Here is a 16967-nt window from a genome sequence, read left to right on the forward strand (position 1 = left end):
CCGTAGGCTTTAGCTATTAATTACACGTGTTGAGCAGACGCCCGGAGATCCCCTTGCCCAGTCCCTATCGCGCGATCTTCGCGGCACCCGGCACCCGGTCGTTCTCGGTCGCCGGCTTCATCGGCCGGATGCCGCTGTCCATGATGGGCATCGGCATCGTCACGATGATCTCCCAGGTCACGGGGCGGTACGGCCTCGCGGGCGCGCTCTCGGCGACGATGGCCATGGCGGCCGCGGTGCTGGGCCCCCAGGTCTCCCGGCTGGTCGACCGGTACGGCCAGCGCCGCGTGCTGCGTCCGGTGACCCTCGTCTCGGTGGCGGCCGCGGCCGGGCTGCTGATCTGCGTCCAGCAGGGCCTCCCGGACTGGACCCTCTTCGTCTTCACCGCCGTCATCGGCTGTGTGCCGAGCCTCGGCGCGATGACCCGGGCCCGCTGGGCGCAGATCTACCACGGCGAGGCCCGCCGGCTGCACACCGCGTACTCCTGGGAGTCGATCGTCGACGAGGTGTGCTTCATCTTCGGCCCGATCATCTCGATCGGTCTGTCGACGATCTGGTTCCCCGAGGCGGGACCGCTCTTCGCCGCCGTCTTCCTCGCCGTCGGCGTCTTCTGGCTGACCTCGCTGACCGCCACCGAGCCGACGCCGCATCCGCACGACGGGAACTCCGGCGGCTCGGCGCTCCGCTCCCCCGGGCTGCAGGTCCTGGCCCTGGCCTTCGTCGCCACCGGCGCGATCTTCGGCTCCATCGACGTGGTGACCGTGGCCTTCGCCGAGGAGCAGGGCAGCAAGGCCGCCGCCAGCCTGGTCCTCGCGGTCTACGCGCTGGGCTCCTGCCTGGCCGGCGCGGTCTTCGGTCTGCTGCACCTCAAGGGCGAGCCGTCGCGCACCTGGCTGGTGGGTGTCTGCGCGATGGCCGTGAGTATGATCCCCCTCCTACTGGCCGGGAACCTGCCGTTGCTGGCCGTGGCGCTCTTTGTCGCGGGCCTCTCCATCGCACCGACGATGGTGACCACCATGGCCCTCGTCGAAGCGCACGTACCTCGCACCAAGCTGACCGAGGGCATGACCTGGACAGGGACCGGGCTGGCCGTCGGGGTGGCGCTCGGCTCCTCGGCCGCCGGCTGGGTGGTCGACGCGTCGGGCGCGGAAGCGGCGTACGTGGTGCCCGTCGTCTCGGGCGCGCTCGCGGTGGCGGTGGGTCTCCTGGGGTATCGCCGGCTGCGCAGGCCGGTGCCGACACGGGAGGGGCAGCGTGAGCAGTACGCCGACGAAGCGGTGGACGAGCACGAGGGCGGCGAGCAGCCCGTGGCGTAACTGGGCGGGGAACGTCACCTCCCGTCCCGCGCGGGAGGTGAGCCCCGCCTCGGCCGAGGAGCTGGCCGACGCGGTCAGGAGCGCGGCCGCGGACGGCCTGCGGGTGAAGACGGTCGGCACCGGTCACTCCTTCACCTCGATCGCCGCCACGGACGGCGTGCTGATCCGCCCCGATCTGCTGACGGGCATCCGGCGGATCGACCGCGACGCGATGACCGTGACCGTGGAGTCCGGCACTCCGCTCAAGCGGCTCAACCTGGCGCTCGCCCGCGAGGGGCTCTCGCTCACGAACATGGGCGACATCATGGAGCAGACGGTCGCCGGGGCCACCTCCACCGGAACGCACGGCACCGGACGCGACTCGGCGTCGATCGCCGCGCAGATCCGGGAGCTGGAGCTGGTCACCGCGGACGGACAGCTGCTGACCTGTTCGGAGAAGGAGAATCCCGAGGTCTTCGCGGCCGCCCGGATAGGCCTGGGCGCGCTCGGCGTGGTCACGGCGATCACCTTCGCCGTGGAGCCGATCTTCCTGCTCACCGCGCGGGAGGAGCCGATGACCTTCGACAAGGTCACCTCGGAGTTCGACGCGCTGCACGCGGAGAACGAGCACTTCGAGTTCTACTGGTTCCCCCACACGGACAACTGCAACACCAAGCGCAACAACCGGAGCGCCGGCCCCGCCGCCCCGCCCGGGAAGGTCAGCGCCTGGATCGACGACGAGCTGCTCTCCAACGGGGTCTTCCAGCTCGCCTGTTCGCTGGGCCGCGCGGTCCCTCCGGTGATCCCGTCGATCGCCAAGGTCTCCAGCCGCGCGCTGTCGGCCCGTACGTACACCGACATCCCGTACCAGGTCTTCACCTCCCCGCGCCGGGTCCGCTTCCTGGAGATGGAGTACGCCCTGCCGCGCGAGGCCGCCGTCGCGGCGCTGCGCGAGGTGAAGGCGATGGTCGAACGCTCGCCGCTGAAGGTGAGCTTCCCGGTGGAGGTGCGGACGGCGCCCGCCGACGACATCGCGCTCTCCACGGCCTCGGGCCGCGAGACGGCGTACATCGCCGTGCACCTCTACAAGGGCACGCCCCACCGCGCGTACTTCACCGCGGTGGAGCGCATCATGACCGCGCACGGCGGCCGGCCGCACTGGGGCAAGGTGCACACCCGGGACGCCGCGTACTTCTCCGAGGTCTATCCGCGCTTCGCGGAGTTCACGGCGCTGCGCGACCGGCTCGACCCCGGCCGGCTGTTCGCCAACGACTATCTGCGGCGTGTGCTGGGCGACTGACGGTCATTCGGCGGGCGGGTCCTCCTGCCCGCCGGCACCGGCGTCCGTTCCGGTCGACGGGGTGCCCGTGGGGGGCGTCGGTGTCGGCGTCCCGCCGGAAGGCGTGGTCGTCGGGGGCGAGGTGGGGGTCGGCGTCGGTGTGGGCGCCGGATCTCCGCCACCGGACCGCGAGGGGGTCGGAGCGGGGTCGGGGGTGTTCCCGCCCGTCCCCGGGGAGTTCCCCTCGGACGGGTCGCCGCCCTGCTGTCCGCGTCGCTCCTGCTGTTCCTGCTGTTCCTGCTGCCGCGAGGGCTCGTCCTCGGCCGGCGGACGCTCGCTCTTCGCCTCGCCGCCGCGGACGACCGAGCCGAAGGTCGTGCTCCCCTTGGTGCCGCTGAAGTCCTGATCCGAGATCAGTTCGTAGGAGGTGATGCCTCCCATGGCCACCAGGAAGACGAGCGCGGCACCGACGGCGGAGCGCTTCCAGCCCCGGACGCGCGTGCCGTGCGTGGTGGCCGCGCCGAACTCCGCGCCGAACTCCTCGCCGGACTCCGCTCCGTACGGCGGTGGGGCGGGCGGCCCGCCGACGGTGGTGAGCACCTGGGTGCGTTCGGGGGCGCGCCGCCCGGCCGGCCCCTTCGACGGCTCGGTGTGGACGGTGACTTCCCGTATCTGCTCTCCCGTGCGCGTGAAGAGGTGGTGGAAGATCGAGCCGCCGCAGGTCGCGATGACGCTGATCACACCCGCGCCCAGGATCGTGCCGTACACACCGAGCGTGGAGGCGAGTTTGGCCGCCACGACGGCGGCGACCGCGGAGCCCGACACCTGAGCGATGCTCAGATCGAGCTTCTTCTTCTCACCGTTCTTCTCGTGATCCATACCCACAAGGGACAGATGGGCGAAGTGAAAAGTTCCGTTTCTGCTGTTTCTGTGAAGAGCGACACGCGGCGGCGGAGATCGTGGAGACTCAACTCCCGTACCCCCGGTGAAGTTGGGCGGCGCGCCGGTCCACCCAGGTGGCCCGAATGGAGTACTGTGGCGATCCCTGGGTCCGGGCTCCCTCATGGGTGCCGGGGCGCGGGGAGGGGGCCGAAAGCGGCACTCCAACCGGCGGCGCCAAGGCATCGCGCGGTCGCCCGCTGCGGAGCGTGACCGTCGGTCACTCTGCGTCGCAGACAGGTAACCGTGCCATAACGGCGTTCCAGGGTCCAGGCCCGACACGCCGGGCAACTCGGCAAGGTTGTGGCAGGCTGCACCCGGGCAGGCCACACTCGACTAGCGGAAGCAGCGACGCACGTGACGTCGGCAGGCACCACCCGGGAGGTTCCCATGCCCGAACTGCGTGTCGTGGCCGTCTCCAACGACGGCACACGACTGGTGCTGAAGGCTGCTGACAGCACGGAGTACACGCTTCCGATCGACGAGCGCCTGCGCGCCGCCGTGCGCAACGACCGCGCGCGGCTCGGTCAGATCGAGATCGAGGTGGAGAGCCACCTCCGCCCGCGCGACATCCAGGCGCGGATACGAGCCGGTGCCTCCGCGGAGGAGGTCGCCCAGCTCGCCGGGATCCCCGTCGACCGCGTACGGCGCTTCGAGGGTCCCGTGCTCGCGGAGCGGGCGTTCATGGCCGAGCGGGCCCGCAAGACACCCGTACGCCGCCCCGGCGAGAACACCGGACCGCAGCTCGGCGAGGCGGTGCAGGAGCGGCTGCTGCTGCGCGGCGCCGAGAAGGACACCGTGCAGTGGGACTCCTGGCGCCGTGACGACGGCACCTGGGAGGTGCTGCTCGTCTACCGGGTGGCGGGCGAGGTGCACACCGCGAGCTGGACGTACGACCCGCCCCGGCGGCTCGTCCAGGCCGTGGACGACGAGGCGCGCGCGCTGATCGGCGAGACGGACGACACGATCGCCGCCGCGCCCGAGCCGAGCTTCCCGTTCGTGCCCCGGATCGCCCGGCTGCCGCGGGACCGCCCGCTGGACCGCGCGCTCGACCGCCAGATGGAGCGGCCGGCGCCGGTCGTCGAGCCGGAGGAGGAGCGGGACTCGCTGACCAGCCTGCTGGAGGCGGTGCCGAGCTTCCGCGGCGACATGGTCGTCCCGGACCGGAACTCCGAGCCGTCCTCCACGGAGCCGGGCGAGGAGCCCGAAGCCGAGGAGCCTCCGGCCCCCGCGGCCTCGGCCGGCGCGGGCTCGGCGTACGCCGACGTCCTGATGCCCCGGGCCGTCTCGGGCCACCGCGACCGGCTGACCGGCACGACGGACCGCCAGGCAGAGGCGGACGGCGTCCGCCCGGGCCGCCGTGCGGCGGTCCCGAGCTGGGACGAGATCGTCTTCGGCACGCGAAGGAAGAAGCAGGACTGACGCCCGTACGAAGAGGGGGCCCGCACCGGGAACGGTACGGGCCCCCTTTCATGTGCCGGGGCGGGCGCGAGCCGCTGGGTGGCGCTTCTGGCGGAGCGCCCGGCGGGTCGGTCACGCGCCGCTGGGTGCCGCCTCCGACGGAGCGGCCGGGGGACGGCGGCGAGCCGGCTGCGTGCCGCCCCCCGGCGGGACGGGCCCGGTGGGCGCGAGCCGCTGGGTGCCGCCTCCGACGGGGCGGCCGGCGGCGTGCGTGCCCGCGGGGCGGGCGCGGCTACTGCGGGTCCGGGCCCTTGGCGACCGGGCGGGCGGGGTCGTTCGACCATTCGGACCAGGAGCCGGCGTAGAGCGCGGACGGGATGCCCGCGATCGCCAGGGCGAGGATCTCGTGCGCGCCCGAGACGCCCGAGCCGCAGTAGACACCGACCGCGCCGTCCTCGTGGGCACCCAGCGCGGCGAAGCGGGCCGCCAGCGCGGGCGCCGGGAGGAAGCGGCCGTCCTCGTCCACGTTCTCCGTCGTCGGGGCCGAGACCGCGCCCGGGATGTGGCCGCCGACCGGGTCGATCGGCTCCACGTCGCCCCGGTAGCGCTCCGCCGCCCGCGCGTCGAGCAGCAGGCCGGTGCGGGCCAGGGCCGCCGCCCCGTCCGCGTCCAGCAGCCCGACCTCGCTGGGGTGCGGGGCGAAGTCGCCCGGCTCCGGGCTCGGGATCTCCTTCGACAGCTCGTACCCGGCCGCCGTCCACGCCGCGAGGCCCCCGTCCAGGACCCGTACGTCCGTGTGCCCCGTCCAGCGAAGCAGCCACCACGCCCGGGCGGCACCCCACCCGAGGCCGCCGTCGTGGACGACGACCGGCGTGTCCGCCGAGACACCCGCCCGGCGCATCGCCGCTCCGAAGAGTTCCGGGTCCGGCAGCGGATGCCGGCCGCCACGACCGGGCGGACCCGCCAGTTCCGTGTCCAGGTCGACGTAGACCGCTCCGGGGATGTGCCCGGCCTCGTACTCGGGCAGCCCCGGCGGGCCGCCGAGCTGCCAGCGGACGTCCAGGAGGACCGGGCGACGGGCGCCGGCCGGCTCGCGCGCGAGTTCGCCCGCGAGTTCGCTTGCGGTGATGATGGGCTTCATGGGTGCCATCCTCGCGCAGTCGGCGCCGGAGGGGACAACGCCGTAGCGGCGGAGGACGGCGCGGCCGGGGCGCACGAAGCGCCCGGTGGTGCGAGCATCTGCACGGGGCGCGCGACCGAGGCGCGTGTACGGCAGGTGGACGGCGGGCAGGTACCCGCTGCGGAACCCGAGGGCGCCGCTCCCACCCGTCCGTACGAGCTCGTGCGCACGCTCAGTCCCCCCGCACGGCCACGACGATGGTCCGAGGAGAGAGTGACGATGACCGAGGCGACTCGGCGCACACCCGGCACGCCCAGTTGGGTGAGCCTGATGGTGCATGGACTTGACGCGACGCAGGAGTTCTACGGCGCGCTCTTCGGCTGGGAGTTCGCCCCCGGCCCGCAGCAGCTCGGGCCGTACGTCCGCGCCCTCCTCGACGGCCAGGAGGTGGCGGGCATCGGCCAGCTGCCGCCCGACCGGCACCTGCCGGTCGCGTGGACCACCTACCTGGCCACCGACGACGCCGACGAGACCGCGGAGGCCATCCGCTGCTGCGGCGGCACGGTCGCCGTCGGCCCGCTCGACGCGGGCGACGCGGGCCGGCTGGCGATCTGCTCGGACCCGGTCGGGGCGGTGTTCGGCGTCTGGCAGGCCGGGATCCACCACGGTACGGCGGCCGCGGGCCCGCCCGGGACGCCGGTCTGGAACGAACTCCTGACGTACGAGACGTCGGCGGTCGGCAAGTTCTACCGGACGGTGTTCCGGTACGAGGCCGAGCCGGTCGTCTCCGCCGACTTCGACTATCTGACCCTCCACCTGGACGGACGACCGGTGGCCGCCTTGCAGGGCCTCGGCACCGCGCTCCCCCGCGACCGGGGCGCGCACTGGCTGACGTACTTCGAGGTCACCGACACCGACGCCGCGGCCCGGCTCGTCACCGAGCTGGGCGGCCACGTCCTGCGACCGCCCCGGGAGGGCTCGGCGGGCCGGGTCGCGCTGGTGGCGGACCCGGAGGGAGCGGTCTTCTCCATCGTCCACTCCACGACCGGCTGACCGGCGGCTCCCCGCCTGCCCGATCGTCCGGCGGCACTCGTGCCGCCCCTCCCGACAGGGCCTAGCTCCTGCCGCTCCGGGTCAGGGTCCGGCGCAGCCGGGAGCCGCCGGCGCGGGGGGCCGCCTGGCCGCCCGGCAGTCCGAGCCGCCCCAGCCGCTCCACGTCGAAGTACCGCGCCATGTCCACGTCCCCCTGGTACTCCTCCAGGAACCGGACGGTCTCCTCGCGCAGCAGCGGGTGGAGCTTGGCCTGCATGCAGAAGCCCACGGCGCGGACCAGCGGGGTCAGGGTCTGCGGCCCGGCTCCCGGTACGGCCGGGCCGGTGCCGGTCTCCAGGTCGGGCACGATGTGGTCGACGACGGTCAGCGGCACGCGGTTGCTGTTCTCGTACGGCGTGAGCCGCGCCAGGACCGCGTCGGTGCCCACCCGGGCGACGGGGACACCGTAGTAGACGGACGCGGTGACCATCGCGGTCGAGAAGCAGCCGACCACGAGCGTGGGCCGGCAGCGCTCGTAGAAGGTCTCGGCGAGCAGCGGGCCGTCCAGGACCGTCAGCCGTACGCCGGCCTGGTCGGCCGCCTCGTTCAGCGCGGTCGAGTAGCGGGCGGGCGCGGTCGGGTGCGGCTTGAAGATCACCGACGTGTGTCCGGCCGCCGCGGCTCCGCGCAGCATCCGGATGTGCAGCTCCTCCTCCTCGTCGGCGGTGAGGATGCCGAGCGAGGCGAGGTACTGCCCGAGGAGAAGGGCCGTCGGCTCGGCGTCGACCGCCGCCGTGACCTGCCGGTCGCCCTCGGCGGCCTCGGCGATCTCCGTCAGGACGGCGCGGAACGCGTCGTCGGGTACGAGCTCGGGCTCGACGCCGTACTCGGAGAGCAGCAGGGGGCGCAGGCCGGGCACCAGGTCGAGGTGGAGCAGGCGTCCGACCCGGCAGGCGATCGACTGGGGCAGCTCCTCGCGCGTCGGACCGTAGCTCATCAGGCCGTCGGCGTAGACGTCGACGGTGCTCTCGGCGAAGACCGCCGCGAGCGCCCTGGCCGGGTTGACCTGGATGGATTCGACGACCAACTCGACCGGGGCGGTGCCCAGTGCCCACGCCGTCCGGAACACCCGCTGCCACAGCGGGGCCTCCTCCGGGCGCGGGGCCCAGGTCGCGGGGTGGTGCGGGTGGATGGCCTCGTTCCAGTCGATCACGTCGTGGAAGCGGGTGGCGATCCGGTCGTAGCCGGTCATCGCGTCCAGGCGCAGCGAGGTCTCCGGGATGGCGGCGTTGTTCGACACCAGCAGGATCCGGCGGGCGTCCTCGGGGGCGCCGAACTGTCCGGCGTCGATCGCCGCCGCGAGCGTGGCCGCGCCGTAGAGCGTGGACACCTCGAAGATCTGGACACGTGCGTGGCCGGTCGGCCTGCCGGTGGCGGTGGGCGCGGTCGTCGCGGTGGGCGCGGTCTTCGCGGTCTTCGCGGTCATGGTCAGGCGGTCCTTCCGGTGGCGCGCAGGCGGCGGAGCAGGGTGCTGCGCGCGGTGTCCATGGTCGCCAGCGTCTCGTCGAGCACCTGCTGCGGCATGCGGCGCAGGGCGTCCGTCACGTTCTGCTTGAGGCGCCTGGTGACGGCCGGCTCGTACTGGTCGGCCTTGCCCATGTGGAAGGCGATCATGGCGCAGTAGGTGCGCACCGCCTTGGGCAGGAAGCGGTCGGCGTCGCGGTCGGCGGACACCTCGTCGAGCAGGAGGTCGTACGACGGGATGAAGTCGAGCTGGCGGTTGTCGGTGATCTGGGTGAGCGAGGTGGTGACGCCGCGCCGGTAGAAGACTCCGTGCAGGTTGAGGGCCGCGTAGCTGGTGGCGTTCAGGTGGAGGCGCCAGATCCAGAGGCGGTCCTCGGCGGTGCGCAGCCTGGTCTCGAAGCGCGAGCCGCCGTTCTCGAAGAGCCGGCCGCTGTAGATGCCGAAGGGGACGAAGGGGTAGTCGACCATCGTGACCATGCTGGCGGGCGCGATGCCGTCGCGCGGGTCCATGACCGTCTCGCGTCGCTTGGCGGGCGCGTACCGGATGGCGCGCTTCGTGCCGGTCGACAGCACGTGGTCGGTGCGGGCGAAGTCGCAGCCGAGGGACTCGATGCCGCGGACCATGCTGTGCAGATGGCCCGGGGCGTACCAGTCGTCGCCGTCGAGGAAGGTGACGTAGTCACCGATGGCCGCGTCCAGTCCGGTGTTGCGCGCCTGGGCCACGCCCAGGTTGGTCTCGTGACGGATGACCGTGGCGTTCGGGATCCGGCTCCGCCAGCGGTCGAGGACATGGGGCGTCTCGTCCGTCGAGCAGTCGTCGATCAGCAGGAACTCGAAATCGGGGTCCGCGTTGTTCGCGAGGCTGCGCATGGTGTCGGACGCGTAGACCCCGACGTTGTGGAACGGCACGATGACGGACAACTTCGGCACTCGGAATTCCCATCCCAACCAGACGTACAGACAGGCGATCGATCACTCGGGCGAGAGTGCTCGCGGCGTTCACAGGGGCGGACGCCGGCCAGGCGGGCAGCGTATCCACCGTCATCTCCCGCCGGACGAGGCCGATGCGGACTCCAGATGAACTCTTGTCACCCTGCGCGCGAACCGGCGCCGGAAGACCGGCGCGAGCAGCACGATCAGCGCTACGGCGGCGATCGCGCCGCCGAGGCGCAGCCCCGGCGGCCGGAAGGTGCAGCGGACCGAGGCCGTGGTGGAGTCGATCGGGACGGCCAGGAGGCCGAGGTACCGCTGGGCGGGGGCCGGATCGTCGTCCCCGGCGGCGCAGTGCCAGCCGGAGATGCGCGGTGCGGCGACGACGGCGGTTCCCGTGCTCCCGGCGGGGAGTTCGGCGGTGAGCGTGTGGCCGGAGACGTGTACGGAGGTGGCGCCGGTCGCCGTCAGCTGCCGTACGGCGGTGTCGAGGCGCTCCCGTTCCAGACAGCCGACGGGCTGCCGGGGCAGGTCGGGCAGGGGCCCGGACTGGCTTGCGGAGCCGTGCAGTTCGATCCGTACGGCGCCGGAGGCCGGGACGGTGCCGAGCGTTTGCATCGGTCCCTGGACGGACGGCAGCCCGCCGAAGAAGGACACGGGCGGCCCGCCGTCCAGGCTCGCGGTGCCCTTGAGTTCGGGCGCCCAGAGCCAGAGCTGCGTGCCCGCGGGGCAGGAGGCCGTCAGCGTGGTGACTCCCCCGGGGCCGTCCGTACGCCGGAGCCGGTCCGGGATCGCGTACACGGTCGTGCCGAGCAGCAACTCCTGGTTGGCGAAAGGGGAATCGCCGAAGGCGGTCGCGCGCGCGGGCAGCCGGACGTCCGGGCGGACGGTGACGAGCGGCGGGACGGGGGTGCCGGTGACGGTGATCGCGGCCTCGGGCGGGGTGTCCGTCGTGAGGGGCGCGGTGGGCGTGGACCGCATCCGGGTGCCGATGGAGAAGATCGCGTCGGTGACCGGGTTGTCCAGGGTGACCGGGTGGCGGCCCTTGGCCCAGTAGCCGAAGCCGAGGGCGGACAGGGTGCGTGAGTACGTCTCCGAGGTGAGGCTGGAGTAGTACTCGGCGCCTTGGCCGCCGACGAGCAGGACGTCGTTGCCGCCCGGCAGCTCGCCGGGGTCCGTACGCTGCCGTGGCCAGGCGTTCTTCGCCTCGACGGCGCGTGCCATGTCCTCCTGCCAGGGCCCGAGGCGCGGGTTCCACTGGACCTTGGTCAGCTCCTGCTCGGCGATCCTGCCGCCCGTGACGGCGGTCTCCCCCGCCTGGGCCAGGACGAGGAGGACGACGGCCAGGGCGGGCAGGGCCCGGGCGCCGACCGCGTACCGCCGAGCGATCAGGACGGCCGTGGCGGCGAGCACCGCGAGGGCGAGGGCGGCGGCGAAGGCGGGGTAGGTCCAGCGGTCGACGACGAGGCTGCCCCGGGCGCCGAAGGCCAGGGCGGCGAGGAGCGCCGCGGCGCCGAGGAGCGCGGGCAGCGGGGGCAGTCCGCGGGCCGTGGAGAGCCAGGCCGCGATCAGCAGCAGCCCGCAGAGTACGAAGGTCTGACGGTACGGGAGCCCGTTGGGCGAGCTGCCGGCGTGCCAGAGCAGATGGGTGGGCCCCCACTGGAGCGAGAGGGCGACCAGGCAGACCGCGGCCGTCCAGGCGATGCGGATGCGGGGGGCCACGGCCGAGTTGAACGGCAGCGTCAGCGCGAGCGCGAGCGCCGGGGTGCCGATGAAGAGGGCCGGGGTGGCGACGCTCGCCGTGGCGGGGAGCAGCCGGGCGAACACCTCGGTCCAGGGGACGGCGGTGAACGTCACCTCGGGGGTCGGGTCGGCGACCCGGGTCGCCAGGAAGATCACCAGGACGAGCGGGGTCGCGAGACCGATGCCGAGGAGTACGGAACGGGCGGCGCGCAGCAGTCCGGCCAGACGCCGCCGGGCCGTCGTGCCGGCCGTGAGCAGACGGACCGTCAGGACGACGGCCGCGCCGAGGGTCGCCATGTACGCGGTGTAGAAGTTGGCGAACCAGGCCAGGGCGACGACGAGCGGTCCGAGGAGGGGGCGGCGGGCGGTGCGCGCCCACTCCCCCACCAGGCAGAGCAGCGGGAAGGCGAGCAGCCCGTCGAGCCACATCGGCACGGTGGCGCCGTAGTTGAGGGTCCATCCGCACAGCGCGTACGCGGCGCCCAGGACGGCGGCCACCTGCCAGGGGCCGCGGCGCAGCCTCAGGAGCAGCACCGCCATCGCCGCACCGGCGGTGGTGATCTTGGCCGCGGTGACGACGTAGAGGGCGAGCTCGATCCGGTCGGCCGGGAAGAGGACGACCATCAGGTCGAAGGGGCTGCTCAGGTACGTGCCGTAGTCGCCGAGGAAGTTCGACCCGAAGCCCGCGCTCCAGTTGAGGAACAGGTCGCCGTCGGCCCGGCCGAGCAGGAGCCTGCGCCAGTGGGCGTGGTACGGCAGGTACTGCTGGCCGAGGTCGACGGTGTTGCGGGTGGTGGGCCCGAACGGATGACTGCCGGCGAACATCCCCACCGCGCAGAGGACGAGGCAGGTCAGCAGGGCCGCCGCTCCGGCCGCGCGCACACGGACGCTGCGCCGGGCCCGGGCCAGGAGCCGCGCCGGACCGCCCTCCGGCCCGTCCGCCGCGCCGGGCCGCTCGCCCTCGGGGCGGTCACCCTCGGCGTGCGCGCCTTCGCCCTGGTCGGGCACGGTCTCGGCAGCAGGGGGCACACGTCCTCCGGGGTCTGTCGTGCGGCGCGCGGTTGCGCGTAGGCCCGGTGTTCACGTCCACGTCACGGGCAGAGCCCCATTACCCCCGAGGCGGGCGTCTCGCATCCGATCAGCAGACGGTCTTCCGGCACACCGGAGGTGAACACGAGGTGCCCCCGCCCCAGGTCGCTGCAGGCAGGGGTAGCCGCCGCACGCAATATCCACCGTTTGCACTTAGCCAGCGTGTGCAACTATTGTCGAAGCCAGCAAGACCCCCCTGCAATCATTTCTGGAAGGTGCTTCGCCATGCCTCTCGCGCTCCTGGCCCTGGCCATCGGGGCCTTCGGGATCGGCACCACCGAGTTCGTGATCATGGGCGTGCTGCCCCAGGTCGCCGGCGACTTCGGTGTCACCATCCCCACGGCCGGCTGGCTGGTGACCGGCTACGCCCTCGGTGTCGTCTTCGGCGCCCCGCTCCTGACGGTGCTCGGCACCAAGGTGTCCCGGAAGAAGATGCTCCTCTTCCTGATGGGCCTGTTCATCGTCGGCAACCTGCTCTCCGCCGTCGCCCCGTCCTTCGGCATGATGCTGATAGGCCGGATCGTGGCCTCCCTCGCCCACGGCGCGTTCTTCGGCATCGGCTCGGTCGTCGCCGCGGGCCTGGTCGCCCCGGAGAAGAAGGCCTCCGCGATCTCGCTGATGTTCATGGGGCTGACCGTCGCCAACATCGTCGGAGTCCCGCTCGGCACCTCCATCGGCCAGTCGGCCGGCTGGCGCGTCACCTTCACCCTCGTCGCCGCTCTCGGTGTCATCGGCTTCCTCGGCGTGGCCAGGCTCGTGCCCGAGACGGGCCGGGCCGGGACACAGAACGTCCGCACCGAGTTCGCCGCGTTCAAGAACGTCCAGGTCTGGCTCGCCATGGCGATGACCGTCCTCGGCTACGGAGGCGTGTTCGCGGCCGTCACGTACATCACCCCGATGATGACCGAGGTCGCCGGCTACAGCGAGGGGGCCGTGACCTGGCTGCTCGTCCTCTTCGGCATCGGGATGTTCCTCGGGAACCTGCTCGGCGGAAAGTTCGCCGACCGCGCCCTGATGCCCATGCTCTTCGTGTCGCTCGGCGCCCTGTCGCTCGCCCTGCTGGCCTTCACGGCCACCGCCCACCACAAGGTGCTCGCCGCGATCACGCTCACCCTGATCGGCGCGCTCGGCTTCGCCACCGTGCCCCCGCTCCAGAAGTGGGTGCTGGACCAGGCGAAGCATGCCCCGACGCTCGCCTCGGCCGCCAACATCGGCGCCTTCAACCTCGGCAACGCGCTGGCCGCCTGGCTCGGCGGGGTCGTCATCGCGACGGGCCTCGGCTTCACCGCCCCGAACTGGGTCGGCGCGCTGCTCTCCGGAACCGCCCTGCTCCTGGCCTTCCTGGCCGCGTTCCTGGACCGGCGCACCAGGGCCGCCGCGTCGGCCGGGAGCGAGGCCGCGGAAGCCGGGGCCGGGGGCGGAGGCGAAGCAGGGGCCGGAGCCCCCGAGGCCACCGAAGCCGCCGGGAACGCCGGGACCGACCGGGTCCCCGCCTCCCCGCCCGTCCCGGCCGGGCTGCGCTGACTCCCGTAACCCCTCTGTGCCCCGGACCCCACCCCCGACGAAGGAAGACACCACCGTGAGCACCACCACGACCGCCACCGCCGTCACCCCGCTGAGCACTCAGGACGCCGAGACGCTGCTCACCGCGGCCCGGCGCGCCGCCGAGGCCGCCGGAGTCACCGTCAGCGTCACCGTCCTGGACGCGGGCGGCCACCCGCTGGCCTTCCGCCGCGACGACCGCGCCGTCCTGATCTCCGGCGAGACCAGCACCCGCAAGGCGTACACGGCCCTCCAGCTGAACGCCCCGACCGCCGACCTCGTCGACCTGGTCAAGCCCGACGGCCCGTTCCACACCCTCACCACGGCCCTCGACCGTCCGCTGCTCTTCATCGCCGGTGGACTCCCGGTGCACCGGGAGGGCCGGCTGATCGGTGCCATCGGGGTCGGCGGCGGCGCCCCTGAGCAGGACCATTCCTTCGCCACCGCGGCCGTCGAGACCCTCCGCCCCTGAGGCCGACGCGAGGCTGACCCGCGAGGCCCGAGCTCCGCGAAACCTCAGCCCTGGCTGACCGGCAGCACGTCGGGGGACAGAGCCGCCGCGTGCGCCGCCGCCGCCGTCATACGACGGCGGTGGTGGCGTCGGCACAGCACTTCGTAACCGATCTCGTCACCGGCGTTCACATCGCCCACCACGACCTGCGCACCCTCGACGACCATCGCGCCGCCGACGGTGCGCGCGTTGTGTGTCGCCCGGGCCCCGCACCAGCACAGCGCCTCGACCTGGAGCACCTCGACCCGGTCGGCGAGCTCCACCAGCCGCTGCGAGCCGGGGAACAGCTTGGAGCGGAAGTCGGTGGTGATCCCGAAGGCGAAGACGTCGAGTTCGAGATCGTCCACGACCCGGGCGAGCTGGTCGATCTGCTCGGGCGACAGGAACTGCGCCTCGTCCGCGATGACGTAGTCGCAACGGCCGCCCTTGGAGAGATGGGCGACGAGGTACGCGTAGAAGTCGAAGCCCTCGGCCGCCTCCACGGCGTCCGTGACGAGCCCCAGCCGCGAGGAGAGCTTGCCCTCGCCCGCCCGGTCGTCCCGCGTGAAGATCATGCCCTGGAGCCCGCGGGTGGAGCGGTTGTGCTCGATCTGAAGAGCGAGGGTGCTCTTTCCGCAGTCCATCGTTCCGGAGAAGAACACCAGCTCGGGCATGGGAGGTCGAGGACCTTTCAGGTCGTGGGTGAGTGAACGGAGTACGGAGTGCCGGGTCAGGAACGGACTTCGAGGAGCGGTACGAGCTGCTCCGCGGGCGTCATCGATCCGTGCATGCCGACCATCGCCGACTCGTGGGGCTCGTTGACCGAGGCGGTGATGACGACGTCGTCGTGGGCCGCGGCGACGACATCGCCGATCCTGCCGTACACCCGCTCGTCGATCTCGTCGCCGAACCAGCCGAGTTCGAGGGCCTCGTCCCGGCTCGCCACCCAGAACTGCTCGCCGAGCACCTCGCGCCAGCACGTCAGCACGTCGGCCTCGGCTCCCGGCACCGCGTAGACGTGGCGGGCCCGGCCCTCGCCGCCGAGGAGGGCGACACCGGCGCGCAGCTCCCAGTCCTCGTCGAAGTCGATCCGGTGCCGGTCGTCGAAGGGGATGTCGACCATGCCGTGGTCGGCCGTGACGTACAGCGCCGAGCGGGGCGGCAGCTGCTCGGCGAGGCGCTGGACGAGCCGGTCGACGAACATCAGCTGGCCGCGCCAGGCGTCTGAGTCGATGCCGAAGCGGTGTCCGGCCCCGTCGAGCTCGCTGTAGTACGTGTAGACCAGCGAGCGGTCGCCCGCGGCGAGCTGCTCGGCGGCGAAGTCCATCCTCTCCTCACCGGAGAGCCGGCCGTGGAACGTTCCGCCGCTCAGCGCGATCTTGGTGAGCGGGGTGTCCTGGAAGATCGGCGAGGAGACCTGGGCGGTGTGGACTCCCGCCTCGTGGGCGAGCTGGAAGACGGTGGGGTACGGCTGCCAGACCTGCGGCGACGTCCACGGCTTCCAGCGGAGCTGGTTCATCAGCTCGCCGGTCTCGGGGTTGCGGACGGTGTAGCCGGGCAGGCCGTGCGCGCCGGGAAAGAGCCCGGTGCCCACGGAGGCGAGCGAGGTCGCGGTGGTGGCGGGGAAGCCGGCGGTGATCGGACGTCCCGTGCCGCCGCGCGAGCTGCCGAGCAGCGAGGTGAGGTACGGGGCCTCGTCGGGATGGGCCTTGATCTGCTCCCAGCCGAGCCCGTCGACCAGGAAGACGCAGTTCCGGTCGGCGGGGGTCAGCTCGGCGATCCGGGCTTCGAAACCGGGGGCGCCCTGTGCCGCGACGAGCGTCGGCAGCAGGTCGGCGAGCGAACCGGTGCCGTACTGGGGGACCGGGGCCGTCGCGAGGTCGAGCGGGACGGGGTCGTCCGGCCAGCCGGAGGTGACTGCCGTGGGCTGGACCATCAGCGGGTCGCCGCGGTGGCTTCGGAGAGCGACTGCGCGAAGGCGAGGGTCTGGCGCACGGTGTCCGGACCGTCCCCGGCGTCGCTGACGCGCAGGCTCAGATCGTCGGCGGTGGCGTTACCGGTGTAGCCGTGGTCGGCGTCGCAGTTGGGGTCGCCGCAGGCGGCCGGCTCCAGGTCGATCCGCGAGACCGCGCCCCAGCCGATGGTGAGGACGACCTCGCGGGGCAGGGTGCCCGGGGTGTACGACTCGGGGTTGGCGACGACGCGGCTGACGACGACGGAGGAGATCCGGTCGAGCTTGACCGACTCGGTGGACGTCGTGGCGTACGGCGTCGGAGAGCTGTTGTCCGCGGTCTGCTCGTCCGTGTGGCTGACGATGAAACGGTTGGCCGTCAGGACGAGCACCGTGACATGCCGACGGACCTCGTTGGAGTCGAAGGTGGTCTCCTGGTGCACCAGGTACGACGCGATCGCCTCGCCACCGACGGCGGCCTCCACCGCCTCGGCCACGAGGGCCGGGTAGTAGCCGCTGCGCTCGATCGCCGCGCGCAGCCCCTGGGTCGTCGTACCGGTCTTCGCCATGGACTCCATCCTAATCCGTCCAGGAGGGCGCTCCGGGCCGCTCCCGGGCCGGGTCGGGGGTGG

At 72.7% G+C, this 16967-nt stretch carries 14 protein-coding genes; 6 read left to right on the top strand and 8 right to left on the bottom strand.

Features of this window, described 5'->3' with window-relative positions; translation table 11 throughout:
- Nucleotides 1–53: 53 nt before the first annotated feature.
- Together M5362_RS04920 and M5362_RS04925 are read left to right on the top strand one after the other, a co-directional pair.
- Nucleotides 54–1316 (top strand): MFS transporter, encoded by a 1263-nt coding sequence (locus M5362_RS04920; protein WP_260226054.1) that lies wholly within the window; start codon nt 54–56, stop codon nt 1314–1316.
- Nucleotides 1255–2595, top strand: coding sequence for a D-arabinono-1,4-lactone oxidase (locus M5362_RS04925; RefSeq protein ID WP_260226055.1), 1341 nt, complete (start codon nt 1255–1257; stop codon nt 2593–2595). The genes M5362_RS04920 and M5362_RS04925 overlap by 62 nt, the downstream gene beginning before the upstream one ends.
- A 3-nt stretch (nt 2596–2598) precedes the next feature.
- Here M5362_RS04925 and M5362_RS04930 read toward each other — a convergent pair whose 3' ends face one another.
- Nucleotides 2599–3453 carry a hypothetical protein gene (locus M5362_RS04930; RefSeq protein ID WP_260226056.1) on the bottom strand — a complete coding sequence of 285 codons (855 nt, stop codon included), beginning with the start codon at nt 3451–3453 and terminating at the stop codon, nt 2599–2601.
- Between the two features lie 450 nt (nt 3454–3903).
- Between M5362_RS04930 and sepH the strand changes: the two genes are divergently transcribed.
- Nucleotides 3904–4935, top strand: coding sequence for a septation protein SepH (gene sepH, locus M5362_RS04935; RefSeq protein WP_260226057.1), 1032 nt, complete (start codon nt 3904–3906; stop codon nt 4933–4935).
- Between the two features lie 271 nt (nt 4936–5206).
- Here sepH and M5362_RS04940 read toward each other — a convergent pair whose 3' ends face one another.
- Nucleotides 5207–6055 (bottom strand): sulfurtransferase, encoded by an 849-nt coding sequence (locus tag M5362_RS04940; protein WP_260226058.1) that lies wholly within the window; start codon nt 6053–6055, stop codon nt 5207–5209.
- Nucleotides 6056–6313: 258 nt separating this feature from the next.
- Between M5362_RS04940 and M5362_RS04945 the strand changes: the two genes are divergently transcribed.
- Entirely contained in the window at nt 6314–7087 is a 774-nt protein-coding gene (locus tag M5362_RS04945) for a VOC family protein (protein WP_260226059.1), read from the top strand.
- 61 nt (nt 7088–7148) lie between these two features.
- Here the strand turns inward: M5362_RS04945 and M5362_RS04950 are convergent, their stop codons facing one another.
- The 3 genes from M5362_RS04950 to M5362_RS04960 all read right to left on the bottom strand — a co-directional run bounded on the left by M5362_RS04950 (nt 7149) and on the right by M5362_RS04960 (nt 12292).
- On the bottom strand, nt 7149–8552 hold the full coding sequence (locus M5362_RS04950) for an alpha-2,8-polysialyltransferase family protein (protein WP_260226060.1): 1404 nt from the start codon (nt 8550–8552) through the stop codon (nt 7149–7151).
- 2 nt (nt 8553–8554) lie between these two features.
- Complete coding sequence (locus M5362_RS04955) at nt 8555–9520, bottom strand: glycosyltransferase family 2 protein (protein WP_260226061.1); 966 nt, start codon at nt 9518–9520, stop codon at nt 8555–8557.
- A gap of 111 nt (nt 9521–9631) precedes the next feature.
- Nucleotides 9632–12292 carry a YfhO family protein gene (locus M5362_RS04960; RefSeq protein WP_260226062.1) on the bottom strand — a complete coding sequence of 887 codons (2661 nt, stop codon included), beginning with the start codon at nt 12290–12292 and terminating at the stop codon, nt 9632–9634.
- A gap of 285 nt (nt 12293–12577) precedes the next feature.
- Here M5362_RS04960 and M5362_RS04965 point away from each other — a divergent pair, with 285 nt between their 5' ends.
- Together M5362_RS04965 and M5362_RS04970 are read left to right on the top strand one after the other, a co-directional pair.
- Nucleotides 12578–13876, top strand: a complete 1299-nt coding sequence (locus tag M5362_RS04965; protein ID WP_260226063.1) for an MFS transporter — start codon at nt 12578–12580, stop codon at nt 13874–13876.
- Nucleotides 13877–13931: 55 nt separating this feature from the next.
- Complete coding sequence (locus tag M5362_RS04970) at nt 13932–14366, top strand: heme-binding protein (protein ID WP_260226064.1); 435 nt, start codon at nt 13932–13934, stop codon at nt 14364–14366.
- Between the two features lie 44 nt (nt 14367–14410).
- Here M5362_RS04970 and M5362_RS04975 read toward each other — a convergent pair whose 3' ends face one another.
- From M5362_RS04975 to M5362_RS04985, 3 genes are read right to left on the bottom strand one after another with little or no spacing between them, the layout of a single operon-like run.
- On the bottom strand, nt 14411–15058 hold the full coding sequence (locus M5362_RS04975) for a thymidine kinase (protein WP_260226065.1): 648 nt from the start codon (nt 15056–15058) through the stop codon (nt 14411–14413).
- Between the two features lie 56 nt (nt 15059–15114).
- Entirely contained in the window at nt 15115–16320 is a 1206-nt protein-coding gene (locus M5362_RS04980) for an alkaline phosphatase family protein (RefSeq protein ID WP_260226066.1), read from the bottom strand.
- The gene (locus tag M5362_RS04985; RefSeq protein WP_260226067.1) at nt 16320–16904 is read right to left on the bottom strand and encodes a DUF5998 family protein; all 585 of its coding nucleotides are present in this window, start codon (nt 16902–16904) and stop codon (nt 16320–16322) included. Before M5362_RS04985 ends, M5362_RS04980 begins: the two co-directional genes overlap by 1 nt.
- Nucleotides 16905–16967 lie beyond the last annotated feature (63 nt).

It is taken from the genome of Streptomyces sp. Je 1-79 (genome assembly GCF_025195125.1).
In the GTDB taxonomy this organism is placed as follows: Bacteria; Actinomycetota; Actinomycetes; order Streptomycetales; family Streptomycetaceae; genus Streptomyces.